Annotated in this window: 26 protein-coding genes; 19 read left to right on the top strand and 7 right to left on the bottom strand. The window is 64.5% G+C overall.

What is annotated here, in order from left to right; all coding sequences use genetic code 11:
• Window positions 1-13: 13 nt before the first annotated feature.
• The 13 genes from BLT16_RS15170 to BLT16_RS15115 all read left to right on the top strand — a co-directional run bounded on the left by BLT16_RS15170 (window position 14) and on the right by BLT16_RS15115 (window position 13,558).
• Window positions 14-433 carry an acyl-CoA thioesterase gene (locus BLT16_RS15170; protein ID WP_089659363.1) on the top strand — a complete coding sequence of 140 codons (420 nt, stop codon included), beginning with the start codon at window positions 14-16 and terminating at the stop codon, window positions 431-433.
• A 418-nt stretch (window positions 434-851) separates the two neighbouring features.
• Window positions 852-1,853, top strand: coding sequence for a porin (locus BLT16_RS15165; RefSeq protein WP_089659362.1), 1,002 nt, complete (start codon window positions 852-854; stop codon window positions 1,851-1,853).
• Between the two features lie 162 nt (window positions 1,854-2,015).
• Complete coding sequence (locus BLT16_RS15160) at window positions 2,016-3,623, top strand: tannase/feruloyl esterase family alpha/beta hydrolase (RefSeq protein ID WP_245701704.1); 1,608 nt, start codon at window positions 2,016-2,018, stop codon at window positions 3,621-3,623.
• Window positions 3,624-3,779: 156 nt separating this feature from the next.
• Window positions 3,780-3,911 carry a hypothetical protein gene (locus BLT16_RS21135; protein WP_281243316.1) on the top strand — a complete coding sequence of 44 codons (132 nt, stop codon included), beginning with the start codon at window positions 3,780-3,782 and terminating at the stop codon, window positions 3,909-3,911.
• A gap of 214 nt (window positions 3,912-4,125) precedes the next feature.
• On the top strand, window positions 4,126-5,259 hold the full coding sequence (gene dctP, locus BLT16_RS15155; protein WP_245701702.1) for a TRAP transporter substrate-binding protein DctP: 1,134 nt from the start codon (window positions 4,126-4,128) through the stop codon (window positions 5,257-5,259).
• Between the two features lie 56 nt (window positions 5,260-5,315).
• The gene (locus BLT16_RS15150; protein WP_089659359.1) at window positions 5,316-5,834 is read left to right on the top strand and encodes a TRAP transporter small permease; all 519 of its coding nucleotides are present in this window, start codon (window positions 5,316-5,318) and stop codon (window positions 5,832-5,834) included.
• A 4-nt stretch (window positions 5,835-5,838) separates the two neighbouring features.
• Window positions 5,839-7,134, top strand: a complete 1,296-nt coding sequence (locus BLT16_RS15145; protein WP_089659358.1) for a TRAP transporter large permease — start codon at window positions 5,839-5,841, stop codon at window positions 7,132-7,134.
• A 108-nt stretch (window positions 7,135-7,242) separates the two neighbouring features.
• The gene (locus tag BLT16_RS15140) at window positions 7,243-8,799 is read left to right on the top strand and encodes an acyl CoA:acetate/3-ketoacid CoA transferase (protein WP_089659357.1); all 1,557 of its coding nucleotides are present in this window, start codon (window positions 7,243-7,245) and stop codon (window positions 8,797-8,799) included.
• A 75-nt stretch (window positions 8,800-8,874) separates the two neighbouring features.
• On the top strand, window positions 8,875-10,065 hold the full coding sequence (locus tag BLT16_RS15135; protein ID WP_089659356.1) for a thiolase family protein: 1,191 nt from the start codon (window positions 8,875-8,877) through the stop codon (window positions 10,063-10,065).
• A gap of 82 nt (window positions 10,066-10,147) precedes the next feature.
• Entirely contained in the window at window positions 10,148-11,167 is a 1,020-nt protein-coding gene (locus tag BLT16_RS15130; protein WP_089659355.1) for a TRAP transporter substrate-binding protein, read from the top strand.
• Window positions 11,168-11,226: 59 nt separating this feature from the next.
• Complete coding sequence (locus tag BLT16_RS15125) at window positions 11,227-11,712, top strand: DUF3237 domain-containing protein (RefSeq protein ID WP_089659354.1); 486 nt, start codon at window positions 11,227-11,229, stop codon at window positions 11,710-11,712.
• A gap of 18 nt (window positions 11,713-11,730) precedes the next feature.
• On the top strand, window positions 11,731-12,267 hold the full coding sequence (locus tag BLT16_RS15120) for a TRAP transporter small permease (RefSeq protein WP_089659353.1): 537 nt from the start codon (window positions 11,731-11,733) through the stop codon (window positions 12,265-12,267).
• On the top strand, window positions 12,260-13,558 hold the full coding sequence (locus BLT16_RS15115) for a TRAP transporter large permease (protein WP_089659352.1): 1,299 nt from the start codon (window positions 12,260-12,262) through the stop codon (window positions 13,556-13,558). Before BLT16_RS15120 ends, BLT16_RS15115 begins: the two co-directional genes overlap by 8 nt.
• Window positions 13,559-13,626: 68 nt before the next feature.
• On the opposite strand, the gene BLT16_RS15110 is transcribed toward BLT16_RS15115, so the two are convergent.
• The 6 genes from BLT16_RS15110 to BLT16_RS15085 all read right to left on the bottom strand — a co-directional run bounded on the left by BLT16_RS15110 (window position 13,627) and on the right by BLT16_RS15085 (window position 19,048).
• The gene (locus BLT16_RS15110; protein ID WP_245701700.1) at window positions 13,627-13,932 is read right to left on the bottom strand and encodes a type II toxin-antitoxin system VapC family toxin; all 306 of its coding nucleotides are present in this window, start codon (window positions 13,930-13,932) and stop codon (window positions 13,627-13,629) included.
• On the bottom strand, window positions 13,929-14,138 hold the full coding sequence (locus BLT16_RS15105) for a type II toxin-antitoxin system VapB family antitoxin (RefSeq protein ID WP_089659473.1): 210 nt from the start codon (window positions 14,136-14,138) through the stop codon (window positions 13,929-13,931). The genes BLT16_RS15110 and BLT16_RS15105 overlap by 4 nt, the downstream gene beginning before the upstream one ends.
• Before the next feature lie 111 nt (window positions 14,139-14,249).
• Complete coding sequence (locus BLT16_RS15100) at window positions 14,250-16,034, bottom strand: acyl-CoA dehydrogenase (RefSeq protein WP_089659351.1); 1,785 nt, start codon at window positions 16,032-16,034, stop codon at window positions 14,250-14,252.
• Between the two features lie 191 nt (window positions 16,035-16,225).
• Entirely contained in the window at window positions 16,226-17,011 is a 786-nt protein-coding gene (locus tag BLT16_RS15095; RefSeq protein WP_089659350.1) for a 3-hydroxyacyl-CoA dehydrogenase, read from the bottom strand.
• Window positions 17,012-17,030: 19 nt separating this feature from the next.
• Window positions 17,031-17,801 carry a crotonase/enoyl-CoA hydratase family protein gene (locus tag BLT16_RS15090; RefSeq protein WP_089659349.1) on the bottom strand — a complete coding sequence of 257 codons (771 nt, stop codon included), beginning with the start codon at window positions 17,799-17,801 and terminating at the stop codon, window positions 17,031-17,033.
• A gap of 329 nt (window positions 17,802-18,130) precedes the next feature.
• The gene (locus tag BLT16_RS15085; protein WP_089659348.1) at window positions 18,131-19,048 is read right to left on the bottom strand and encodes a helix-turn-helix domain-containing protein; all 918 of its coding nucleotides are present in this window, start codon (window positions 19,046-19,048) and stop codon (window positions 18,131-18,133) included.
• Between the two features lie 152 nt (window positions 19,049-19,200).
• Between BLT16_RS15085 and pobA the strand changes: the two genes are divergently transcribed.
• The gene (pobA, locus tag BLT16_RS15080) at window positions 19,201-20,385 is read left to right on the top strand and encodes a 4-hydroxybenzoate 3-monooxygenase (protein ID WP_089659347.1); all 1,185 of its coding nucleotides are present in this window, start codon (window positions 19,201-19,203) and stop codon (window positions 20,383-20,385) included.
• A 145-nt stretch (window positions 20,386-20,530) separates the two neighbouring features.
• Window positions 20,531-21,283 (top strand): enoyl-CoA hydratase-related protein, encoded by a 753-nt coding sequence (locus BLT16_RS15075; RefSeq protein ID WP_089659346.1) that lies wholly within the window; start codon window positions 20,531-20,533, stop codon window positions 21,281-21,283.
• On the opposite strand, the gene BLT16_RS15070 is transcribed toward BLT16_RS15075, so the two are convergent.
• Window positions 21,274-22,176 carry a LysR family transcriptional regulator gene (locus BLT16_RS15070; RefSeq protein WP_089659345.1) on the bottom strand — a complete coding sequence of 301 codons (903 nt, stop codon included), beginning with the start codon at window positions 22,174-22,176 and terminating at the stop codon, window positions 21,274-21,276. The two genes, BLT16_RS15075 and BLT16_RS15070, sit on opposite strands and share 10 nt — an antisense overlap.
• Before the next feature lie 108 nt (window positions 22,177-22,284).
• On the opposite strand from BLT16_RS15070, the gene BLT16_RS15065 reads away from it, so the two are divergent.
• The 4 genes from BLT16_RS15065 (at window position 22,285) to BLT16_RS15050 (ending at window position 26,447) form a co-directional block, all read left to right on the top strand.
• Window positions 22,285-23,406, top strand: coding sequence for a muconate cycloisomerase family protein (locus BLT16_RS15065; protein ID WP_089659344.1), 1,122 nt, complete (start codon window positions 22,285-22,287; stop codon window positions 23,404-23,406).
• Between the two features lie 29 nt (window positions 23,407-23,435).
• Window positions 23,436-23,726: a muconolactone Delta-isomerase gene (gene catC / locus BLT16_RS15060; protein WP_089659343.1), complete on the top strand. Its 291-nt coding sequence runs from the start codon at window positions 23,436-23,438 to the stop codon at window positions 23,724-23,726.
• A 68-nt stretch (window positions 23,727-23,794) separates the two neighbouring features.
• Window positions 23,795-24,769 (top strand): catechol 1,2-dioxygenase, encoded by a 975-nt coding sequence (gene catA / locus BLT16_RS15055; RefSeq protein ID WP_089659342.1) that lies wholly within the window; start codon window positions 23,795-23,797, stop codon window positions 24,767-24,769.
• Window positions 24,770-25,079: 310 nt separating this feature from the next.
• The gene (locus BLT16_RS15050) at window positions 25,080-26,447 is read left to right on the top strand and encodes a Rieske 2Fe-2S domain-containing protein (RefSeq protein WP_089659341.1); all 1,368 of its coding nucleotides are present in this window, start codon (window positions 25,080-25,082) and stop codon (window positions 26,445-26,447) included.

The raw sequence follows: 26,447 nt of genomic DNA, 5'->3' as shown, positions 1-26,447 counted from the left end.
CATCCGGACACACATGTTGATCCACACGCATACCCGGCAGATCGAGTGGGGCGACTGCGACCCGGCGGGGATCGTCTTTCATCCCCGCTACCTAGGGTACTTCGATCACTGCACCAACCTGCTGTTTGCCAAGGCGGGCTTCGACTTGGCGACCTTGCAGGCGCGCTTCGCGGTGATCGGCTATCCGGTGGTGGATCTGCACAGTCGCTTTCTCGCCCCCTGCCGCCAGGGCGATGAAGTGCGCATCGAGTCCTGGGTGGCCGAGTTACGCAACAGCAGCTTCGATGTGCAGCATCGACTCTGGCGTGATGACACCCTGGCCGTAGAGGCCACGGTGACCCGCGTATGGACGGTGCAGGACCCGGCAGACCCGCGGCGCATGCAGGGGCGGCCGGTGCCCGAGGCCATCAGGCGAGCGTTAAGCATCGCCTAAGCAACGCCTGCCAGAGCGACTGCCCCTCTTCCTCTCTTTTCTTCCTTTTCCCGGCACTGATCGATCCTTGCTGTGATGTTTGCCATGCGCTGGAACAAGACTGACGACGGTGCCGTTGTAAGTACTGGCGGCTGTCTGGTTTGCCATCCCATGTTCGTTCATAGCGGGGTAGTGGTATCAACTTTAGGAGGGGGGAGTGCAGCAAGCATGCAAGCTCGCTTTGGTTTCCCTGATTTTTTTATCCATTTATATCAGTGGCTTGTTAGGCGAATGATGACGAGGCAATATTGTTCGTATTACGTACAATATTGTTTTCAAATATTGTGTTTGACAACAATTTTCCAATAATCAAACCTTGCCATACATCGGGGTGACCCGATGTGAGTACGCAAAGCAATAACTCCAAAGGGGAACCACAATGACAACCTATGCACGACTGGCACTTGCGCCCCTGGCGCTCACCCTATGCATCACCGCTGCCGCCCAAGCGGTAGCCGACGATGGCCATTCCGGTCCGACATTTGGGGGGCAGATCGTCGGTGGTGTGCTCGATGTGCAAGATCGCGATAGAGACCTCTGGGCATTCCGTGCCGAAGCCGGTGTTGGCGGGATCTACCACGTCAACGATGGGCTGCGCATTCGCTACGACCTGGTCGGGGATTTCGCCAATGCCATCAACTCCGTGGACGAGCAGACCTGGACCCCCGGCGCCCATCGCCAGGACGACGGCGAGATCTATATCCGCACCGCCCGGGTCCTGCTGCTTACCGACTACGGTAGCTTCGGCTTTCAGCCGCGGGTGCCTTCCGGGTTCTGGAACCAGATCTACAACAATATCGATGTGTTCGAGTACAACCGCTTCCACGGCCAGACCGGCCAGAATGCCATCTTCGGGCAGAACGAGCAGGGTAGCGATGTGCTCTCCTACGGTACGCCGGTGTTTGGCGGTGGCTTCCAGTTCATCGGCGCCGTGCTGACCACCAACGCGCAGAGTGGCCAGGATGCCGATATCTATACCGGCCGCTTGATCTATAACCAAGGACCGCTGAATGTTGGTATCGGCCATACCCAGGTACGCCGCCCGGGTATCGACAACCTGCACCGCACCGCCTTCGGTATCGGCTACGACTTCGGCATGGTGCAATTGGGCGGGGTATACGAGCATAACGACGACCGCGAGGACAGCAGCGGCGCCGCCGACTTCGACGCCTGGGGTGTCAATGTCTCGGCCAACCTGACCGACGACTGGTCGGTGTCGGTGGGCTACGCCGAGAATGACAAGAACCTCGGCCTCGAGAACGACGCGGTGGTAGGCACGGTGCGTTACCACTTCAACGACGATGTCTATGCCTTCGTCGAGGCGGCGCGCTACGACAATACCGACAACAATCTGGCGGGGGGGATCAGCGTCAGCTTCTGATCCGTTGGATGTACCTTTAACTAGCTCCTTGCCCGGCGCGCCTCTGCTCGCCGGGCATTTTTGACGAGAAGATGGCCAGGTTATTCAAGGCCATTGGCGTCATGAAAGAGGTACGAGGCGATGAAGCTCTTATCTATTAATATCTTACTGGTATCAGGTGCTGTGCTGTTGTCGGCTCCCGTCGCGGCGGAGAGCCAGTGCGAGGCGTTAAGCGAAGCCTACTCAACGTCAGCGGATATGCGCATCACGGCTAGCGAGGCGCTGCCCAGGGAGAGTGAGTGGGGTATTGCCCACTGCCATGTGCAGGGGGTAACACATGAGCACACTGGCATCGATGGTCAGGAGTATGGGATCCGCTTCGAGTTGAGGCTGCCGGAGGAGTGGAATCACGGCTTCATTCATCAGTTCAATGGTGGCACCGATGGTGAGGTGGTGCCCGCCACTGGCGAGGTGCTGCCAGGAACCGGCAGTGCGCTTGCCCGTGGTTTTGCCGTGGTCTCCAGTGATGCCGGGCATGACAGCTATGCTCAGGATGCCGGACTTGCCAGCGGGGCACGTTTCGGGCTGGATCCCCAAGCGCGGCAGGACTATGGCTACGCCGCCGTGGCCAAGCTCCATCCGCTTGCGGTGTCATTAGTGGAGGATTTCTACGCCACCGAGGTGCGCTATACCTATGGTGTCGGGCGGTCCAACGGCGGGCGGCACGCCATGGTGGCGGCCGCACGGATGCCCGACGCCTTCGATGGCTTGCTGGTCGGCTACCCAGGCCTCAACCTGCCCAAGGCGGCGCTGCAGCACGCCTGGGACATTCAGGCCTTCACTGCGATCGAGGGGGATGTCAGGCGCGCCTTCAGTCGTGACGACCTCGCCCTCGTGGCGAATGCCGTGCGGCAATCCTGTGACCATCTTGACGGCGTGGAGGATGGTATCGTCGCCGATATCGATGCCTGCCAGGAGTACTTCGATATCGAGCAGTTGCGCTGCGAGGCGGGCCACACCCAGGCGTGCCTCAGCAGTGCCCAGGTCGCGGCGCTAAAGGCTGTGCATGGTGGGCCCCACAACTCCCAGGGCGTGCCCCTCTATAGTGACTGGCCATGGGATACCGGCATCGCCTCGCAGAATTGGCGTATGTGGAAGCTGGAATCGCCTATCGACGATTGGGACAACCGGCCCATCATTGGCGTGATGGGGGCCTCGGCCCTGGCGCAGGTGTTTACCACGCCACCCACCGAGGTGGCCGGAGATCCGGCGTCGCTCGAGGAGTACCTGCTGACGTTCGATTTCGACAGTGATGCGCCGCGCATCTATGCCAGCAACGACACCTTCTCCGAATCGGCCATGGCGTTCATGACGCCACCGGGCGTCGATGATCCCGAGATGGTCGAGTTCAAGGCGGCAGGCGGGCGCATGCTGGTATTTCACGGTAACAGTGATCCGGTCTTTTCGGTGAATGACACCACCCGCTGGTATCGTCAGCTAGACCACAATCACGACGGGCGGGCGGATGAGTTCGTGCGCTTCTATCGGGTGCCCGGCATGCCCCATGGCGTAGATGGTGTGGTCACGGCGGACATCGACTTCCTCTCCGCGCTGACGGCTTGGGTGGAGGAGGGCGAACGCCCTGACGCGATCCTGGCTGGGGTGCAGCCCGATAACCAGGAGGCGCTCGACGCCCTTGGTGACATCAGCCGTCCGCTTTGCCCCTACCCACGGGTGGCACGCTACCACGATGGTGATAAGAGCAGCGCCGACAGCTTCGTGTGTGAGTAAATGGGTCGCCTCGAAGGCGTACACGGCCATGTGCGGCGGATTATTCCGCCGTGCAGGGTCACGTGCCCGCTGGCGCGGAAGAGGAGCGGGTTAGACTAAGGTCTAATTATCGGGTATTCTGTTAGCATCCTCATGAAACTATCAGGTCCCACTACCATGAAGACGTTCAACTCCCACTTTCCTCTGATCAAGCGTGCTGGCCAGATGGGCTATCGTCTGCTCGAGCGTATGAGCGAGCGTGCCTATCGTACCCATCGGGCTCATCTCCTGACCCGATACGCCATCTAACCGCTCGAGAATCCGCGGCGCCGGCCGCGGTCAAGGGTAAGCGGTCAACAGAAGGGCCAGCGCATTGCGCTGGCCCTTCTGCGTGTGGGCAAAGTTCATACCAAAGTCTGGTATCGGAGATGGTGGTGCTGTGGACTATAATCGAGCGAAAGATAGATGTAGATATCTATTGTTGTGTAAATAAACAAATATAACCCAACCGCTGAGGTGACCCATGATGACACGCCCGCTGCTCAAGACCCTGGCCATCGCTGTGACCGTTAGCAGCCTGGCAATCGCCAGCCATGCACAGGCGCGTGAGCTGCGCATGGCCCCCGGGGTGCCGCCAGCGCACCCGGCCTACGACCCGATGTTCACCGAATTCGCCGAGCGCCTCGAGGAGAAGACAGACGGCGTGCTGACGGGCACCCTGCTGGGCACCGAGGTAGCCAACATCGGCAATATGCGCAACGCCATCCGCAGTGGCCTGGTGGAGGCGGGGCTGTTCCTGCCGGCCTACTTCCCGGCCGACCTGCCGGAGATCAATCTGGTCGGTGATATGGCCTTCCTCGGCACTACGCCGCATGCCATGGGCGCCGCGGTCACCGAATACATCGTCACCTGCGCCGAGTGCCAGGACGAGCTGCGCGAGCTGGGCATCGTCTTTACCAGCTCCCACGCCTCGGATCTTTATCGCATCCTGAGCACCGAGCCGGTGCGCTCGCTGGATGATCTGCGCGGCCTGCGCATGCGGGTCGGCGGCCCGCAGTACTCGCGCTGGGCCGAGTCGGTCGGCCTGACCCCGGCGACCATGTCGGTGGGCGAGACCTACGAGTCGCTCTCTCAGGGCGTGATCGAGGGCACGGTTGCCTCCATCGCCGATATCATCTCCTTCCGCCTCGACGACGTGCTCAACTATGTGACGGACATCGAACTGGGGACCTTCCACAGCACCATTTCCCATGCCATTGGCCAGCGTACCTGGGAGACGCTCTCCGCCGAGGAGCGTGAGGCGATGATCCACGCGTCCGTCGAAGCCAGTGCGGCGATTACCCAGCGCTGGGGTTACGAGATGGCCGATGAGGCGCGTGAAATCGCCCACGACAGCGGCATCGAAATTCTCGAACCCGAGCAGGACCTGCTCGACGCCATTCCCGCCTTCCTCGAAGAGGATCTCGTCTACGCCGCCGAGCAGGCCGAGAGCCGCTATGGCGTCGAGGATGCCGAGAGCAAGATCGAGCGTTTCCAGGCGCTGGTCGACAAATGGACAGAGATCGTCGAGGAGACCGGTGACGATCCCGAGGCGGTTGCCGAGGCCATGAAGCGCGAAATCTGGAGTGACGTCGATTTCGCCTCCTACGGCAGCTGATGCTGATCCGTTGAATGCCGGCCTGCGGGCCGGCATGTGACGCTGGAGACTCCATCATGGCTTTTCTCTACCGCCTGACCAACCAGGCCGCCGTCGGCCTGGCGCTGCTCGGGACCCTGGGCATCCTGCTGATGGTGCTGCATATCACGCTCGACGTGGTGCTGCGCTCGACGCTGTCGGTGTCGATTCCCGCCACCCTTGAGTTGGTCACCCGCTACTACCTGATCACCTTGGCGCTGCTACCGCTGGGCTGGGTCGAGTGGCGGCGCGGGATGATCCGTGTCGAGGCGCTGGAGGGCATGATGGGGCCATGGCTCATTCGTGTCTCCGACGTACTGGTCTCGGTGTTGTCCGCCGCCATCTATCTGGTGCTTGCCGTGGCCACTTGGGATAAGGCGATGGAGCAGTACCAGATCGGCGCCTATGTCATGTCGCTCAATGTGCCCATGCCGGTCTGGCCGACCTACTTTGTGCTTCCCGCGGCGTTTTCACTGGCGGCGCTGGTCTGCTTGGTGAGGCTGCCGCTGCTGGCAACGGGCACTAACTACGACACTCCTGAGCAAGACGAAAGGTAATTTCATGTCCGTTGCGATCGGTTTTACAGGCCTGGCGATCCTGCTGTTGCTGCTGGCGCTGCGAGTGCCGGTGGCACTGGCGCTGGTGGCGGTGTCGCTGGGGGGCATGACGACCATGTTCGGCTGGGATACCGCCATCGGCATGCTCTCCTCGACGCCCTATGAGTTTATCGCCAAGTGGACGCTCAGCGCGGTACCGATGTTCCTGCTGATGGGCTTCGTCTGCTATCACACCGGCCTCACCAACGGCCTGTTCAACGCCGCCAAGGTGGTGTTTCGCTGGCTGCCGGGGGGCGTGGCGATTTCCAGCATCTTCGCCAGTTCCGGCTTTGCCGCGGTGAGTGGTTCCAGCGTGGCCTGCTCGGCGGCGATGGGGCGCATCGCCATTCCCGAGATGGTCAAGGGTGGCTACAAGCCAAGCTTCGCCTGCGGCACCATCGCCGCGGGGGGCACCATCGGCGCGTTGATACCCCCCAGCATCCTGATGATCGTCTACGGCGTGTTCGCCCAGGTCTCCATCACCCAGGTGTTCTTGGGTGGCATCACCATCGGCCTACTGACCGCGGTGAGCTACTGCATCGTGATCCTGATGGTCAGCTGGCTGCGCCCGGACATCGTGCCCCGCGAGGCGACCGGTGCCCGCGATGTGTCGCCGCGCCAGGCGCTGATCGATATCTGGCCGGTACTGGCGCTGGGCGTGCTGGTGTTTGGTGGGCTCTTCTCGGGCTTCTTTACCGCCACCGAGGCCGGTGCCGTCGGTGCTGCCGGGGCCATCCTGATTGGCTTGGTCTTGCGCCGCCTTGGCAAGCGGGAGATGAAAGATGCCCTGCTCGAGACGCTCTCGACCACCTCGGCGCTGCTGATCATCGGCGTCGGTGCCAGCATGTTCACGCTGTTCCTGAGCCTCAGCGGCGTGGCCGGTTATATCACCAGTGCGGTTGGCGGCTGGGATCCCTCCTACCTGCAGCTGATGCTGATCGTGGTGCTGATCTATCTCTTCCTGGGCCTGTTCATGGAGCCCTTCGGTGCCATGCTGGTGACCCTGCCGGTACTGCTGCCGATATTCGAACTCTATGACGTCAGCCTGATCTGGTTCGGCGTGCTGCTGGTCAAGCTGCTGGAGATCGGCATGATCACGCCACCGGTGGGCATGAACATCTTCGTGATCAAGGGCGTGGCGGGCAAGTACGCCTCGCTGATGGATATCTTCAAGGGCGTCTCGACCTTCCTGATCGCCGATATCGTGGTGGTGGCCCTGGTGATCTTCTATCCGCAGATCGTACTGGTGCTGACTGGCTGACCGGTGCACCCGCGGGGATGGTCATGGGTGTCAGCATTAAGGTTTGTTGATTAAACAATTTGTATGGGGTTGTAGCGTATAGCGCCTCCCATCAAGGGGACCAATACAGTGAGCAAGATCATCGACAGCACCACCGCAGCGAGACTGATCCGGGACGGCGATACCGTCATCTGGACCACCGCCGGCCTATGCGGCTTTGCCGAGGCCGTGGCCACGGCGCTGGAGGCACGCTTTGTGGAGACCGGCGCGCCGCGCGACCTGACCGTGGCGCACAGCTGTGGCTGCGGCGATGGCAAGGCCCGCGGCATGAATCACCTCGGTCATGTCGGTCTGGTCAAGCGGCTGATCAGCGGCCATACGGGCCAGGCGCCGCGCATGGGTGACCTGCTCCGCGAGAACCATGCCGAGGGCTACCTGCTGCCCCAGGGCGTGCTGGCGCATCTATGGCGGCATATCGCCGGCAAAAAGCCCGGTGTGCTGAGCAAGGTGGGGCTCGGCACCTTCGTCGATCCGCGTCTCGAAGGTGGTAAGGCCAATACGGCGGCCGAGGAGGACCTGGTCAAGCTGGTCGAGCTCGAGGGCGAGGAGTGGCTGCTGTATCGCACCTTCCCGGTGGACGTGGCAGTGATCCGTGCCACCACCGCCGACGAGCGCGGCAACCTTAGCATGGAGCGCGAGGCGCTGTTCCTCGAGCAGCTCTCGATGGCCCAGGCAGCCAAGAACAGCGGCGGTATCGTCATCGCCCAGGTCGAGTACCTGGCCTCACAGGGCAGCCTGCACCCCAAGCAGGTCAAGGTGCCGGGGGACCTGGTCGACCACGTGGTGGTGGCCGAGCCTGAACACCACATGCAGACCATCACCACAACCTATAACCCGGCGCTGGCTGGCGATCTCAAGGTGCCGCTGGACGGCATCAAGCCGCTGTCGCTGGACCCGCGCAAGGTGATCGCCCGGCGTGCCGCCATGGAGCTGCCGGCGGGCGGCATGGTCAACCTCGGCATCGGCATGCCCGAAGGGGTCTCCAGCGTGGCGGCGGAGGAGGGCGTCAGTGACCTGATGACCCTGACCACCGAGCTCGGCACCTACGGCGGCGTGCCCGCCAGCGGCGGCGACTTCGCCACCGCCTACAACGCCGAGGCGATCATCGACCACGGCTACCAGTTCGACTTCTACGACGGCGGCGGCCTGGATGTCTGCTTTCTGGGCCTGGCCCAGACCGACCACGAAGGCAACCTCAACGTCAGCAAGTTCGGCGACAAGGTGGTTGGCCCAGGCGGCTTCATCAATATCAGCCAGAACGCCCGCAAGGTGGTGTTCTGCGGGACCTTCACCAACGGCGGCGAGGTGGCGGTCAGCGACGGGAGCATCAGGATCGACAAGGAGGGGCCGCGGCGCAAGTTCGTGCAGCGCGTCGACCAGATCACCTTCAGCGGCCGCTATGCCCAGGAAACCGGCAAGCCGGTGCTGTTCGTCACCGAGCGCTGCGTCTTCGAACTGATCGACGGCGAGATCACCCTGACCGAAGTGGCGCCGGGCATCGACGTCGAGCGCGACATCCTGGCCGCCATGGACTTCGTGCCGCGCATTGCCGAGGAGCTGCGCGAGATGCCCGCGGGCATCTTCCAGCCCCAGTGGGGTGAGCTGCGTGCACATCTAGTGGCATAACGATCATCAGGTTGGGGCTCTTCGCACCCGGTGAGGTCGGCGAGCCCCCTTTTTCTTCCCCAACGAGAAGCCGACATGCTCAACAACGCCTACATCCCCTACGGTGGCTACTACTCCAGCCCGTTCTGCAAATGGATGGGCAGCCTGGCCAATGTCAATTCCATCGAACTCGGCGCCGCCACCAGCAAGCGCTGGTTCGCCGCGCGGGATGTCGATCCCACCCTGATCGACTACCTCTACCTCGGCGTTTCGGTGGGGCAGAAGTCGATCTTCTACGGCGCGCCCTGGGCGGCGGCGATGATGGGTGCTCCCCAGGCGCCGGGCCAGAACATCACCCAGGCCTGTGCCACCGCCACCACCGCGGTGTTCAACGCCGCGCTGGCGGTGAGTGCCGGCAACTTCGAGACCACCTACTGCCTGCTCGCCGATCGCCCCTCCAACGGCCCGCACACCATCTGGCCCAACCCCAACGGGCCGGGGGGCGAGGTGATTGCCGAAAACTGGAACATGGACAACATCGCCGCCGACCCGGCCACCGGCAAGGACATGCTGACCACCGCCGAGAACGTTGCCCGCGAGCACGGCTTCAGCCGTGAGCAGGCCGATGAGCTGACCCTGCGCCGCTACGAGCAGTACGCCGAGGCGCTGGCCGACGATCGCGCCTTCCAGAAGCGCTACATGTTTCCGGTGGAGGTCGCCGTCTCGCGCAAGGAGACCAAACTCGTCGAGGCCGACGAGGGGGTGACCGCCACCAGCGGCGAGGCGCTGGCCAGGCTGCGCACGGTACAGCCCGACGGCATCCACACCTTCGGTGCCCAGACCCATCCCGCGGATGCCAACGCCGGCATCATCGTCACCACTCGCGAGCGGGCCGAGGCGATGAGCCGCGACCCGCGGATGGTCGTGCAGGTGGTGGCCTACGGCCATGCCCGCACCAAGCCGGCGCACATGCCCATGGCGCCGGCGGAGTCGTTCAAGCGTGCGCTCAACCAGGCTGGCCTGACGCTGGACCAGATCAAGACGGTCAAGAATCACTCGCCGTTCATCGCCAACGACCTGCATCTGGCCAAGGCGCTGGGGCTGGATGCGCACACCTTCAACAACTACGGCACCTCGTTGGTCTACGGCCACCCCCAGGCCCCGACCCTGGCGCGCCTGCTGATCGAGGCCATCGAGGAGACCGCCCTGAAGGGCGGTGGCTACGCCCTGGTGACCGGCTGTGCGGCCGGCGACTCCGCCGCAGCGCTGATCGTCAAGGTGGGGTGAAACAGGTAAGACCGTGAAGGGCCACGCCAGGCCCTCTGCTTGAGTGAGGCTTCGATGCCTCAACGACCCCGAGGAGATAACAATGACACACCGCAAACTCCTGATCGGCACGCTGTGCGTGGGACTCTGGTCTGCCCCGGCCATCGCCGAGGCGCAGACGCTGAGGTTCGCTCACTGGCTGCCGGAGCAGCACGCCCTCCCGTCCACCGGCTTCAAGGAGTGGACCGAGTCAATCAACGAGGCCTCTGACGGTACCATCGACTTCCAGATGTTCCCCGCCCAGCAGCTCGGCAGCGCCGAAGACCACTTCGATATGGTGGCCAACGGCATCGCCGATATTGCCTGGGTCAATCCCGGCTATAGCGCGGGACGCTTCCCGATCTCCGATCTGCTGCAGTTGCCCTTCGTCACAAGCGATACCCTGAACGGCGCTGCGGCGGCGACCGAGTGGTACCAGCAGCACGCCGACCAGGAGATGGACGGCGTGGTGATGTGCCTGATCCATGGTCACTATCCCGGGACTCTGCATACCAAGGAGGAGATCCGTCATCCCGACCAGATCAGTGGCATGACGATCAGGCCGGCCAACTCCTCGATCGCCAGCTTCGTCAGCGAGCTGGGCGGAGCCAGCGTGCAGGTATCCGCACCGGAGACCCGTGAAGCGCTGTCACGAGGCGTGGCGGACGCCATCACCTTCCCGTCCGGCTCGACGATCCTGTTCGGCATCGATGAGATTACCACCTACCACATTGAATTTCCGATGTACTCCTCATGGCAGGCGCTGCTCATCAATCAGAATGCCTACCAGCAGATGAGCGCCGAGCAACAGGGCGTGATCGATGACCACTGCACCGGGGAGTGGGCGACACGGATCACCCGCGGCTGGGAAGAGATGGAGCGCGAGGGCCACGAGCAGTTCCGCGACTCGCCCGACCACACCATGATCGAGCTGAGCGACGAGGAGATGACGGCCTGGCGTGAGGCTGCCGAACCGCTGCGCGAGGCCTGGGCCGAGCGCGTGCGCGATGCTGGGCATGATCCAGAGCAGCTGCGGGCCGATCTGGAAGAGCGCCTGGCAGCAGTGGATGCGCTGTTCGAGTAATCGATAGGAGCGACCGGCCCCGCGGGGCCGGTGTGACCCACTAGCCTGTGGAGACCCGCATGGCCACTGATTCTTCCCTCCACCTCGATGCACCGCCGCGGCTCGAGCCCGTTACCACCCTGGCCGTACATGTCGACACGCCCCTCGAGATCGGCGAGCTGGTCAATGGCCGTCGGCGCATCATACCCATCCTCGGCGGCAGCTTCGACGGCCCTCGCCTGGCCGGTGAGGTATTGCCCGGCGGCGCAGACTGGCAGTCGATTCGTGCCGACGGCTGCGCCGAGGTGCTGGCCCGCTATACCTTGAGAACCGCGCAAGGCAGCTTGATCGAGGTCGAGAACCGCGGGGTGCGCCACGCCCCCGAGCCGATCATGCAGCAGCTGATCAAGGGCGAGCACGTGCCGCCCGATCAGTACTACTTCCGCACCGTACCGACCTTCCAGACCGCCGATCCCGCACTCGCCTGGCTGACCCGCGACCTGTTCGTGGCGCGGGGGGTTCGTGAACCCGAGCGCGTATTGATCCAGGTCTTTCGTGTCGGCTAGCGCCGAGGGAGTCTTCGTATGGCAACGCCTTCCATGATCACGGCTGCCGCGACGCTGATCGAGCGCATCGCCAGCCTCAGCCTGGCGGTGATCACCCTGCTGATTTTCGTGGCGTCGCTGTCGCGCTATCTGTTTGCGACCTCGATCCCCGATGCCCATGCCATCGCCAGCCTGCTGCTGGGCATCGCCATTCTGTGGGGGCTCGGCTCCACCACCTGGCGCAACGACCATATTGCCGTAGACCTGGTCTGGCAGCTGTGCCCAGCACCGCTGCGGCGGCTGATGGATATCTTCGCCCATCTGCTGGTGACCGCCTTCATCGTGGCACTGGCCTGGGCGCTGTTCAGCCGCGTGATGACCATCATGCATGCCGGCCAGACCACCTCCGACCTGCAGCTGCCGCTGTGGCCCTTCTACGCCATGGCCTGGCTGGGCGTATTGGCCGCCACCCTGCTGGCGCTGGCGCGGTTGGTGCTGCTGATCTGGCGCCCGGCGTCGCTGCCGGTGTCGGCCTCGATCGTCGACGATGCCGCCAAGGAGCCCCGAGATGGATAACAACCTGATTGCCCTGCTGGGCTTCGTCGGCTTGTTTGGCATGATCGCGCTGCGCGTGCCGGTGGGGATCGCCATGGGCATCGTTGGCGTGATCGGCTTCGCGGCGGTCACCAGCCTGGATGCGGCGCTGGGTGTGCTGACCACGTCGCCACTGCGCACCGTCACCAACTACAACCTCAGCCTGATCCCGATGTTCATTCTGATGGGGGTATTCGCCTCGGCCACCGGCATGAGTCGCGAACTGTTTCGTGCCGGCCAGGCCTGGCTGGGCGGCTTCCGCGGCGGCGCGGCGATGTCGACCATGACCGCCTGCGGCGGTTTCGCGGCGATCTGCGGCTCCTCGGTGGCCACCGCCGCCACCATGACACGGGTGGCGCTGCCGGAGATGCGCCGCGCTGGCTATGCCGATAGCCTCTCCACCGGGCTGATCGCCTCCGGCGGCACCCTGGGTATCCTGATTCCGCCGTCGGTGGTGCTGGTGCTCTACGGCTTCCTCACCGACCAGGATATTGGCCAGCTGTTCGTGGCCGGCGTGATCCCCGGCCTGCTGTCGATCCTGCTCGCCTTCGTCACTATCCGCGTGCTGGGCATGCTGCGGCCGGATTCCATGCCGGCGGGGGAGCGTTCCAGCTGGGGCGAGAAATTCGCCGCGCTGCGCGGCATCTGGGCGGTGATGCTGCTGTTCATCGCCATTGTCGGCGGCATCTATCTGGGCGTGGTAACGCCGGTGGAGGCCGCGGCGCTGGGGGCTTTCTGTACCTTCCTAATCGGCGTGCTGCGCCGGCGGCTGACCCTGCGTACGACCCTGGCCTGCCTGCTCGATGCGCTGCGCACCTCGGTGGCGATCTTCACCATCCTGATCGGTGCGCTGCTGTTCGGCTACTTCCTGACCGTGACCCAGACCCCGCAGCTGCTGACCGCCTGGCTCACCGCCTTGCCGGTGGGGGAATACGGCGTGTTGCTGCTGATCCTGGCGCTGTTTCTGGTGCTTGGCTGCGTGCTCGACCCGATGGCAATGATCATCCTGATGGTGCCGATCCTCTACCCGGTGGTCACCAGCCTCGGCTTCGATCCCATCTGGTTCGGCATCATCGTGGTGGTGGCGGTTGAACTCGGCATGATCACGCCGCCGATCGGCATCAACGTCTTCGTGATCCGCTCGGTGGCGCCCGATGTGCCGCTGGGGCGAATCTTCAAGGGCGTGATGCCGTTCGTGGCGGCGGATCTGGTGCGCCTGGCTCTGCTGATCCTGTTCCCGGCGCTGGTGCTCTTCCTGCCGAATCAGATGTAGTGGGTGGGTTGATATGCCACACCGAAGCGCCCCGCCATATCGGCGAGGCGCTTATCCAATGTCCATAACTACCCCTCAGGGGTAATCAGTGTCGAGGCTAGCAAGGCCATATCCACCAGGCCGCATCCCAGCCCATAGAGCCGGTTGTGCTCGATGAACTCTCTCACTTCGAGCAAGCTTGCCTGCTGACAAGGGCGTAGCAGCTCAATGGCATTCAGGGTTTGAGCACGCGGTGCCGGAGGTGTTCCGCAGGCCAACTCGGCCACCACCATCGGATGGCACATCACTTGATCGCCCTCGAGCAGTTCGACCAGGGCTGCGTTGCGGTGCCTGAAGTGATTTACCCATACCGAGGTGTCGACGAGTATGCTCATGGCCCGGTGGGCGCGTCCCGACGTCGAGGCACATCCTGCATGTCGGGTGCCGTAGCCCCCAAGGCGGCAAGGCGCCGCCCCGCTTGCACTCGCACATAGGTCTGGATGGCTTCGCGGACGATATCGGCGGGTTTATCCATCCCGGGTTCGGCAAGGTTCAACGCCTGCTCGTACAGGGCGTCATCGATGGTGATGGTCGTACGCATGGCAAGGGCTCGCATCTGGATTGATGATACTATGCATCATATCGAGCATCTTTGCGAAGCGCCTGTGACGATAATCATGCGCCCGTTGCCCCATGCCTCATGACACCGGTGTCAAAGCGCAGCCACGGGAAAGCCAGTCAGCACCCGGCCGGCACGGCGAACGGCATGGGCGTGGGCGTGCGACTGGGGTGCCTGGGTGGCCATATAGAAGCGCGCAAGTTCCACCAGGCCCCGCAGGTAGTCGGTGTCGCCGTCATCGGCCTGGAGGCGGGCCTCGGCGGCCAGCGCCAGGCGCGCCATCTGCCAGGCGCCGCAGGCGGTGCCGAGCAGGTGCAGCAGCGGCACGGCACCGGCGTAGAGGTCGGCGGTCTCGGCACGCTGCTCGAGCAGCCAGGCGCAGGTCTCGTCGAGAAGCGCTACCTGGTCGCCAAGCGGTTTCGCCAGGTCCGCGAGCCGGTCGTGGTCGCCGAGCTGGGTGGCGGTCGCGCGGATATCACCGATCAGCTCGCGCAGGGTGGCGGCGTCCTCACGCAGGATCTTGCGGCCCAGCAGGTCGTTGGCCTGGATGCCGGTGGTGCCCTCGTAGATGGTGATGACGCGGGCGTCGCGGAACAGCTGGGCGACCCCGGTCTCCTCGACGAAGCCCATGCCGCCGAATACCTGGATCGCCTCGTCGCAGAGGTCGTTACCCACCTCGGTGCACCAGCCCTTGGCCACCGGCATCAGCAGGTCGACGTAGCGGCGATGCTTGTCGGCGACCTCGCTATCCGGGTGCTGGCGGGCGGTATCGAACCAGCCGGCGGCGGTGTAGAGCAGGCCGCGCATGGCCATCAGGCGGGCGCGCATCGACACCAGCATGCGCTTGACGTCGGGGTGGACGAGGATGGGCTGGCCGCTCTCGCCGCTGACCACATCGCGCCCCTGGACACGCTCGCAGGCGTAGTCCAGCGCCGCCTGGTAGGCGCGCTCGCCCAGCGCCACCCCCTGCACCCCCACGTTGAAGCGGGCGTCGTTCATCATCACGAACATGGTCTTGAGCCCCTGGTGCGGCTCGCCGACCAGTTTGCCCAGGGCGCCGCCGTCGTTGCCGTAGCTGAGGGTACAGGTGGGGCTGCCGTGGATCCCCATCTTGTGCTCGATGGCGATGCAGCGAATGTCGTTGCGTTGCCCCGGCTCGCCTTGGGCGTCGAGCAGGTACTTGGGCACCAGGAACAGCGATAGCCCCTTGACCCCGGGCGGGGCATCGGGCAACCGGGCCAGCACCAGGTGAACGATATTGGGGGTCAGCTCGTGCTCGCCGTAGGAGATATAGATCTTCTGCCCGAACAGGCGGTAGCGCCCATCGCCAGCCGGCTCGGCACGCATGCGGGTGGCGGCCAGGTCGGAACCGGCCTGGGGCTCGGTGAGGTTCATGGTGGCGGCCCACTCGCCGCTGACGATCCTGTCGAGCCAGGTGGCTTTCTGCTCCTCGCTGGCGGCGATGGTCAGCGCCTCGGTCTGGCCGACATTGAGCTGGGGCAGCATGGCGAAGGCCATGTTGGCCGAGAACCACATCTCCCACACCGGGGTGGCGACCAGCTTGGGCAGACCCTGGCCGCCATGCTCTGGCGGCAGGGCGAGGCCGATCCAGCCGGCCTCACGGAACTGGTCGTAGGCGTCCTGCCAGCCGTCGGGAACGAATACCTGCCCGTCGTCCAGGCGGCAGCCCTGACGGTCGCCGGCCTGATTGAGCGGGGCGAGTACGCCGCTGGCGAACTTGCCAGCTTCCTCCAGCACGGCGCTGACCAGATCCGGCGAGGCGTCCTCGCAGCCGGGCAGCTCGCCGATCCGCTCGAGACCGGCCAGTTCGTCGAGGATAAACTGCATATCGCGCAGCGGGGCTTGGTAATCGAGCATGATGATGGTCGTTCCTCGTTGCTGGCCGGACGTAGATAGGACCTGGTGGGGGGAGGGCTATCCCGGCGGCAAGCTTTTGCGAGGGCGCTGTGAACCCATCCCTGGGCGCTACCTATTCCATCCCTGGAATAGAACCCTCGCGCCAGCTTGCCCCCGGCGCCCTCCATCGGACAATGCTTTGAAATATGGTCTTAGCGCGGGGCCATGCGGATAGCACCATCCAGGCGAATGGTCTCGCCGTTGAGCATGGGGTTATCGACGATATGGCAGGCCAGTCGCGCGAACTCGTCAGGCTCGCCGAGGCGGCTGGGGAAGGGGATCGAGGCCGCCAGTGACTGCTGGGCCTCTTCCGGCAGCGACTCCATCAGCGGTGTCCTGAACAGCCCCGGGGCGATGGTCATCACGCGGATGCCGTGGCGGGCCATCTCCCGGGCAATGGGCAGGGTCATGGCGACGATGCCGCCCTTGGAGGCCGCGTAGGCCGGCTGCCCGATCTGGCCGTCGAAGGCCGCCACCGAGGCGGTGTTGATGATCACTCCGCGTTCGCCGTCGGCCTGGGGCTCGCCCTTGGCCATGGCGGCGGCGGCCAGGCGCAGCATATTGAAGCTGCCCAGCAAATTGATATTGACGATGCGCGAGAAGGTCTCCAGCGGCAGCGGCTCGCCCTCGCGATTGACCACCTTGGCGGGGTCGCCGACCCCTGCGCAGTTGATCAGCCCCTGCAGGCTGCCGAAGGCCTCGAGGGCCAGGTCCACCGCGGCCTGGGCATCGGCCTCGCGGGTCACGTCGGTGCGCAGGAAGCGAGCGCGCTCATCGGCTCCCTTGGCATTCAGCTCGGCGGCCAGCGCCTCGCCGCGTTCGGCGTTGAGGTCTGCAATCACCACCTTGCTACCGGCGACGTGTAGGGCTCGCACGGTGGCCTCGCCGAGGCCCGAGGCGCCGCCGCTGACGATAAAGGTGTTGTCCTGGAATTTCATGCGCTTCTCTCCTGGCGAATCAAGTGCGAGGCCCTTGGCCCTTGTGCTTGAAGAAGCTACCGATGCGTTCGGCGACTTCGGGACTGGTCTGGGTCAACGCAGCGGTCAGTGATTCCACGAATAGCCCGTCGTCGCTGGCCATGTTGTCGATGCGCGAGATCGCCGAGACCATGGCCCAGTTGGCCATCGGGGCGTTCTCGGCGATACGTGCGGCGAGCTGGCGAGCCTTGTCGAGGCTCTCGCCTTCGCCGACCACATAGTGTGACAGTCCCAGCCGCTGACCCTCGTCGGCCTCCATGACGCGACCGGTGAGCATCATCTCGCACATGCGGCCGGGGCCGATGATATTGGATACCCGCACCGAGGCGCCGCCACCGACGAAGATGCCGTGGCGCCCCTCGGGCAGTTGGTAGAGGGTGCTGGTTTCGGCGACCCGTACATGGGTGGCGGTGGCCAGCTCCAGGCCACCGCCGATCACCGCGCCCTGCATGGCGGTCACCACCGGCAGGCCGCCGTTCTGCAGGCGGTCGAAAATGCGGTGCCAGCCGCGGGAGTGCTGCACCACGCCGAAGGGGTCGCGGTGCTGGTGCTCGGCAAGGTCGAGACCGGCGCAGAAGTGCTTGCCCTCGGCGGCGAGGATGATCACCTTGGCGTCCTGCGGTATGTCCAGCAAGGATTCCTCCAGGGCGCCCAGCAGACGGTCGCTGACCGCGTTGCGCTTCTCGGGGCGTGCCAGGGTGACGGTGTAGATGCTGTCGTCCAGTGACGTCTTGACGAGTGTCTCGCTCATGAGGGCCTCGGCGGTAAATGGTATGGAGTTATAGCGCGATGACAGCCGTGGACGGCGTCTCGGTTGCAGTGACTATGTCGTGGGCCTCAACCAGCCCGGCGCGACGCTCCTGACGCAGCTGAGGGGTGGTGAAAGCAGTAGCTTGTGTTGGGTCGAGCGTGGAGGCTGTCATATCCGCTCCGGCGTTGTGCGGAAGAGTATGTTGTTCGTAGATACTGTTGTTGTATTAAACATTATTGCAGGTTACAACAGTCACGCCATTAGGTCACCACCTGTGGCTAAGCCTTTGGTCGAGTGTGATGAGCGTTTCAACAAACCTGCCACGACGATCAATCGGGAGGTGCGCTGTGTTGGCGCAGCCGAAATCCCTTGGGTGTTAGCCCGGTGAGCCGCTTGAAGAAGCGCGTGAAGTAGGCCGGCTCGGAGAAGCCGAGGCTATCGGCGACCTCGCTGATGGTCATGTTGGTGTAGGTGAGCTGGCGCTTGGCCTCGAGCAGGATGCGCTCATGCAGCAACTGCAGGGCGCTGCGGTCGGCCAACTGGCGGCACAGGCTATTGAGGTGGGCGGCGGTGATACCGAGCTGCTTGGCCAGGGCGCCGACGGTGGGCTGCTCGCGGTAGTGGGCCTCGATCAGTGCCTGGAATCGCTGCAGGTGGGTGCGCGCGCGGTCATTGGCACTCGGCGTCGCGCGTAGCACGGTGGAGTGGCTTCGCTGGCGCTCGGCGCGGCGGGCAACCTGGGCGGCCAGGGCCTGGATGAGGGCATGCAGCACCAGGTCGCGATTGATCGCCGGGCGGCGGTATTCATCGGCGATCTGCGCCACCAGCAGGGCGATGGCCTGGGCCTCGCCGCTATCCACCAGCCGGTAGTGACCGCCGCGCTGCAGCGCGCCCCCCTGATGGCCGAGGGCATCGATCAGGTGCTCGGCCAGCGGTTGGGCCAGGGTGATGATATGGCCGCGAATCTGCTGTTCGAAGTGAAATCCGTGAATCGCCATGGCCGGTACCACGATCAGCGCTGGGCCGCAGAAGCGTGTCTGGCTCCCCTCCAGGTCGAGCACCACCTCGCCGGCGGCGATATGCAGCAGGTGCAGCAGGTCGGCGTGGCGGTGGGTCATGATATGCCAATCGTGCAGTCGGCTGCGCTCGGCGATGGATTCGCAGTGCAACAGATCCGGGGTTGGCCAGTGTCGCGTCTCGCCGTATAGCTTGAACACCGGCACGGCGTCGGGACTGAGGGCAGGCATGCAAGACTCCTCTCACGGCATCGACTAACGTCTAGCCATTATACGCCATTTGTCCTATTTCATGGCGCGATTGTGCCTTAAAAAGCGCGCCCTATCACTGAAAAATACAACTACTAAAAACACGCCAAGACGACAACGATAGGGTGCTCACCATGAAGACACAGGTCGCCATCATCGGCGCCGGCCCGTCCGGCCTGCTGCTCGGCCAATTGCTGCAGCGCCAGGGTATCGACAACGTGATCCTCGAGCGTAAGAGCGGCGAATACGTGCTCAGCCGCATCCGCGCCGGGGTGCTCGAGCAGGGCATGGTCGACCTGCTGCGCGAGGCCGGCGTCGACCGGCGCATGAACGAGGAGGGCCTGCCCCATGACGGCTTTGCCCTGGCCTTCGACAACCGCCACGTGCGGGTCGATCTGGCCGATCTCACCGGCGGCAAGCGGGTAATGGTCTACGGCCAGACCGAGGTCACCCGCGATCTCATGGAGGCCCGTGAGGCCAGCGGCGGTCAGACCGTCTACGAAGCCGATAACGTGCAGCTCCACGACCTCGAGAGCGACGCCCCCTGGGTGACCTTCGAGAAGAACGGCGAGACCTTGCGCCTGGACTGCGACTACGTGGCCGGCTGTGACGGCTACCACGGTGTATCGCGGCAGACGATCCCCGAGGATCGTATCAAGACCTTCGAGAAGGTCTATCCGTTCGGCTGGCTGGGGATTCTTTCGGATACGCCGCCGGTCTCCGATGAACTGATCTACGCCCGGCATGAACGCGGCTTCGCGCTATGCAGCATGCGCTCAGCAAGCCGCAGCCGCTACTACATCCAGGTGCCGCTGGACGAGCGGGTAGAGGACTGGTCCGATGAGCGCTTCTGGGAGGAGCTCAAGCGCCGCCTGCCTGATGAGGTCGCCGCCGAGCTGGTCACCGGCCCGTCCATCGAGAAGAGCATTGCGCCGCTGCGCAGCTTCGTCGCCGAGCCGATGCAGTACGGCCGACTGTTCCTGGTCGGCGATGCGGCGCATATCGTGCCGCCTACCGGCGCCAAGGGGCTCAACCTGGCCGCCAGCGACGTCAACACGCTCTACTCGCTGATGTGCAAGGTCTACCATGAGGGGCGCAGCGATCTGATCGAGCGTTACTCGGCGACCTGCCTCAAGCGGGTCTGGAAGGCCGAGCGCTTCTCTTGGTGGATGACTTCGATGCTGCACAAGTTCTCCGAGGAGGAGGACTTCGGGGCGCGCATGCAGCAGGCCGAGCTGGACTACGTCACCGGCTCCCGCGCCGGCCTCACCACCATCGCCGAAAACTATGTGGGCCTGCCTTACGAGACACTTGAATAACGCACCAACCGATCATCTCGTCCTTCTTGGCCCGGGCTCTTCCCGGGCTTTTTTATCGCCAGCACATCGCCAAAGCAAATTTAGCACTTGCATCGAAAAATGCTTATGCTAGGAGCAGGTTCCCTGTCTGCAATAGAGGTGGCGCATGGCGACTCGAATCACGACGTCCCGCCGGGCGGATGGCATCACGCTGCTGAAGATCAGCTGTCCCGAGCGACGCAATATCCTGGATGAGGCGAGTTACGCCCAACTGATCGAGGCGCTCACCGCGGTCGAGGCAGACGACGCGGTCAAGGTCCTGATCATCACCGGCAGCGAGAACTGCTTCACCGCAGGCAACGATCTGGCCAACTACAGGGCGCTGGCAGAGGCGACGGAGGTGCCGGCGATCACCTTCCTGCGCCGTCTGCATGCCTTTCCCAAGCCGGTCATCGCCGCCGCGGAGGGCCTCGCCCTGGGGCTCGGCTCATCGATCCTGATGCACTGCGACTTCGCCTACGCGGGGAACTCGACCACCTTCTACCTGCCCTTCGTCAACTTTGCCCTGACGCCCCTGGGTGCCACCACCTACATGCTGCCCAAGCTGGCCGGCAGCAAGGCGGCCAGTGAGATGCTCATGCTGGGTTCCTCTTTTTCCGCAACCAGTGCCTGTGAGCTGGGTCTGCTGACCGATACCACCCCGGATGGCATGGCGCTGGAGCAAGCTTACACCTGTGCCACGCGCCTGATCGCCAAGCCCTTCGCTGCGCTGCTGGCCACCAAGGCCCTGCTGCGCGAGGGCGACGCCGAGGCGATCGGGCGCGCCTTCGACCGCGAAGAGCAGCAGCTGCTGGAGCGCTGCCGCTCGCCCGAGGCGCAGGCGGCGATCGATGGCTTCTTCAGCAGGCCTCACGGATAGCGCCCGGTCAGGCGATTCTCCACCAGCACCTCGAGGATGGCGTTGGCCTGGCGCATGATGTCGGAGGGTGGCTCACCCTTGCGGCGGCTGCAGATCACCGGCGAGGTGATGTTGCGGTCGTCCAGGTAGACGAACACGATGCCGTCGCGTTGCACGCGCTTGACCTGCTCCGGCACCAGGGTGATGCCGATCTCCGAGGCGACCAGGCTCAGCGCGGTCTGCAGCTCGTTGGCTTCCTGGGCCACGCTGACCTTGAGGCCCTGGCGGCGGAATAGGCCCAGGGTGATGTCGGCAAGGCTGGGGCGCGGCTTGGCCGGAAACAGCACCAGCGGGTAATCGGCTAGCTGGGCCAGGGTCGGGCGAGTGTTGGCCAGCGGGTGGTCGCTGGGCAGTGCCGCCATCAGCGGCTCGTCGAACAGTACCTCCTGCTCCACATCGGGGTCGTCGATGCGCAGGCGGCCGAAGCCGATGTCGATGCGGCCGGCCTTGAGCGCCTGGATCTGCTGCACGGTGGTCAGCTCGGCGAGGGTCAGCTCGACATCATCCTTTTGTCGTAAATCGCGCACCAGCAGCGGCAGCTGGCCGTAGAACACCGACGGCACGAAGCCGATGCCGAACAGGCGGCGTTTGCTACGCGCCATGCGGCGGGTCGCGGCGGTGGTGACCTCGACCTTCTCCAGTATCTGCAGGGTATGCTCATAAAAGAACTGGCCGGCCGCGGTGAGGCGCAGGCCACGCGATCCTCGTTGAAACAGGTCGGCTCCCACTTCTGATTCCAACTGCTTGATCTGCCTTGATAAAGGCGGCTGGGCCATATGCAGCCTGGCGGCGGCGCGGGTGAGGTTGAGCTCCTCGGCGACGACGCAGAAGTAGCGCAGGTGGCGAAGCTCCATGATACCTCCTGGGTATGGCTGGGCACTCAAACGATATTGGTTGCGCTGGCCTGACGCAATCAGACTGCTCCCCAATCAACGAAATCGATTGCTGGAGCGCCAACGCACATGTCCGCCGTCATCACCACCATCGACACGCTGCTGGTCGACCTGCCGACCATCCGTCCGCACAAGCTCTCCATGACCACCATGGCCTGCCAGTCGATGGTCATCGTGCGGCTGCGCGACAGCGACGGCGTCGAGGGCCTCGGCGAAGGCACCACCATCGGCGGCCTGGCCTACGGGCCGGAGAGCCCCGAGAGCATCAAGCGCAATATCGATACCTACCTTGCACCGCTGCTGATCGGCCAGCCGGCCAGCAATCTCAATGCCCTGCGGGCACGCCTCAACCGCCACGCCCGCGGCAACATGATCGCCAAGTCGGCGCTGGAAACCGCGCTGCTGGATGCCCAGGGCAAGCGCCAGGGGTTACCGGTTGCCGAGCTGTTGGGCGGTGCCCGGCAGACCCACCTGCCGGTGCTGTGGACTCTGGCCAGCGGCGATACCCAGCGCGATATCGACGAGGCCTTCCAGCGCCTGGATGACCGCCGCCACTGCGACTTCAAGCTCAAGATCGGCGCCAACCCGGTGGCCCAGGACGTCGCCCATGTGGCGGCGATCAAGGCCGCGCTGGGCGACCGGGCCAGCGTGCGCGTCGACGTCAACCAGGCCTGGGACGAAGCCACCGCGGTGCGCGGCATCGCCGCCCTGCAGGAGGCCGGCATCGACCTGATCGAACAGCCCATACCGGCCCGCGAGCACGCCGGCCTGATCCGGCTGGCCAACCGCTTTCGCGTGCCGATGCTCGCCGACGAGGCGGTGCAGGATGCCCGCGACGGCTTCGAGCTCGCCGCCGCCGGCTTCAGCGGCGCCTATGCGCTGAAGATCGCCAAGTCGGGCGGGCTGTACGGCGTGCTGGAGCTGGCCCATGTGGCCCAGGCCGCGGGCATCGGCCTCTACGGCGGCACCCTGCTCGAGGGCAGCATCGGCACCGCGGCCTCGCTGCACGCCTGGGCCACGCTGCCCGAGCTGGCCTGGGGCAGCGAGATGTTCGGTCCGCTGCTGCTCAAGGACGACATCGTCAGCCAGCCGCTCGACTACCGCGAGTTCGGCGTCGCGCTGCCGCGCGGGCCGGGCCTCGGCATCACCCTGGATGAAGACAAGCTTGCCCACTATTCGCGCAAGGACTGAGCCGCGCCAGCGCTGAGGAGGAGAACGACATGCTGTTTCAAGTGGAAATGACCGTAAAGCTGCCGCCGGAGATGCCCGCCGAGCAGGCCGCCAAGATCAAGGCGACCGAAAAAGCCTACGCCCAGGAGCTGCAGCGCGCCGGCAAGTGGCGCCATCTGTGGCGGGTCGCCGGCAGCTACGCCAACGTCAGCGTTTTCGACGTCGAGGACAACGCCGAGCTGCAGGAGATCGTCTCCAACCTGCCGCTCTTCCCCTACATGGAGATCAGCGTCAAGCCGCTGTGTCGCCATCCATCGTCGGTTCGCGAAGACGATAGCTGAGGCACCGACGAGCCACGCCAGACAGGCCGCACCGCTGCGGCCATAACGATAACGATGAGGATATCCCCATGAGCGTCAAGATTTTCGACACCCCCGAAGTCCAGGACTTCCTGAAGACCGTTGCCGGCTTCGACCAGCAGGGCGGCAACGATCGCGCCAAGCAGATCATGCACCGCCTGCTCTCCGACCTCTATCGTCTGATCGATGACTTCGACGTCAGCGAGGAGGAGTACTGGTCCGCCGTCAGCCTGCTCAACGCCCTCGGCCACGATACCCAGTTCGGCCTGCTCTCGCCTGGCCTGGGCTTCGACCACTACCTGGACATGCGCCAGGACGCCGCCGACGCCGAGGCCAAGCGCACCGGCGGCACACCGCGCACCATCGAGGGCCCGCTGTACGTGGCCGGCGCTCCGGAAGCCGAGGGCTTCGCCCGCCTGGACGACGGCAGCGACCCCGACGGCGAGGTGATGTGGCTGACTGGCCAGGTACGCGACGTGAACGGCCAGCCGATCCCCGGCGCCAAGGTCGAGATCTGGCACTGCAACTCCAAGGGCAACTACTCGTTCTTCGACCCGACCCAGAGCGAGTACAACATGCGCCGCACCATCTATGCCGACAGCGAGGGCCGCTATACCGCGCGCAGCATCATCCCCTCCGGCTACGGCGTGCCGGAAGGCGCACCCACCGACCAGGTGCTCAAGGCGCTGGGCCGGCATGGCGAGCGTCCGGCGCACATCCACTACTTCATCTCCGCGCCGGGCCACCAGCACTTGACCACCCAGATCAACCTGGCCGGTGACAAGTACACCTGGGACGATTTCGCCTTCGCCACCCGCGAGGAACTGGTGGTGCCGGCGACCCGCATCGAAGACCCGGCCGAGATCGACAAGCGCGAGCTGGACGGCCCGTTCTCCGAGGTGGTGTTCGACGTCGAGCTGGCCAAGACCGACAAGCCGGAGCTGCAGGCGCGTCACGCCCGCCCGCGGGCCAAGGAAGACGAGCAGGACCAGCACAGCCAGTTGGCCAGCACCGCCAAGGTTTGAGCAGTACCAGAGCTTTCGCCGCAGTGACACGCAAGGGGCGCCGTGGGCAGGTCAAAGGGGAGGTTTGCGCCATGGGTTCGGAGCACTGCTCCGAACGAGATGGCCAAGGATGACCAGCTCCGGTCCTGCAAGCGCAGCAGGGCGCAAGTTAGCGCCCAGGGATGGGTTTACAGCGCCTCCCCGTCGACCTGCCGACGGAGCAGCCCCGAGTGCGAAGGAAGCCTCAGCGATAACCCTACGATCGTTCTCTTGACGCCTGGGCCCTCTGGGCTCGCCGGCACGACACGACAAGACACCGAGGACCTGGATCATGACCAGCAAGCTTGATCAACTCGAAACGCGCATCCGCGGCGCGGTGGTCGATGACCCCGCCAACGGCATCTTCCGCTGCCACCGTAGCATGTTCACCGACCGCGATTTCTTCGAACTCGAGATGAAGCATATCTTCGAGGGCAACTGGCTGTTCCTGGCCCACGAGAGCCAGATCAGCGAACCGGGTGACTACTTTACCGTCACCATGGGGCGCCAGCCGGTGGTGATCACCCGCGACAAGCAGGGCGAGCTGCATGGCTTGATCAACGCCTGCGCCCACCGCGGCGCCACCCTGTGCCGTCGCAAGCAGGGCAACAAAGGCACCTTCACCTGCCCGTTCCACGGCTGGACCTTCAAGAACGACGGCAAGCTGCTCAAGGCCAAGAACGAGAAGACCGGCGCCTATCCCGACGGCTTCAAGCAGGACGGCTCCCACGACCTCAAGCGTTTGCCGCGCTTCGAGAACTATCGCGGCTTCCTGTTCGGCAGCCTCAGCGACGACGTGATGCCCCTCGACGACTACCTCGGCGAGACCCGCAAGATCATCGACAACATCGTCGATCAGGCGCCGGAAGGCCTGGAAGTGCTGCGCGGCACCTCCTCCTACACCTTCCAGGGCAACTGGAAGCTGGGCGCGGAGAACGGCGCCGACGGCTACCACGTGAGCACCGTGCACTGGAACTACGCCTCGACCATGGATCGCCGCAACTACGACGCCGGCGGCACCAAGGCGGTGGACGCCGACGGCTGGTCGAAGAGCCAGGGCGGCTTCTACTCCTACGAGAACGGCCACATGATGCTGTGGACCCGCCTACTCAACCCCGAAGTGCGCCCGGTCTACACCCAGAAAGACTGGATCGAGCGGGAGCTGGGCGAGGCGCGGGCCGACTCCATCGTCAACCAGACCCGTAACCTCTGCCTCTACCCCAACGTCTACCTGATGGATCAGTTCTCGACCCAGATCCGGGTGATTCGTCCCATCGACGTCGACAAGAGCGAAGTCACCATCTACTGCTTCGCGCCCAAGGACGAGTCGGCCGAGAACCGCCGCGTGCGCATCCGCCAGTACGAGGATTTCTTCAACGTCAGCGGCATGGGCACGCCGGACGACCTCGAGGAGTTCCGCGCCTGCCAGGCCGGTTACGCCGGGCTCGACGCCGAGTGGAACGATCTCTCCCGCGGCGCCAAGCAGTGGATCGAGGGCGCCGACGACAACGCCCGCGCGATCGACATGAAGCCGCTGCTCAGCGGCGCCTCCCCCGAGGACGAAGGCCTCTACGTGCTGCACCACAAGCACTGGGTCGACGAGATGCTGCGCGCCGTCGACAAGGAACGCAGCCAATACATCGCCACCGAGAGCGCCTGA

It is taken from the genome of Franzmannia pantelleriensis, from assembly GCF_900102875.1.
GTDB lineage: Bacteria > Pseudomonadota > Gammaproteobacteria > Pseudomonadales > Halomonadaceae > Franzmannia > Franzmannia pantelleriensis.
The sequence above is the reverse complement of the archived record's forward strand: the minus strand, read 5'-3'. Positions and strand labels throughout refer to the sequence as shown.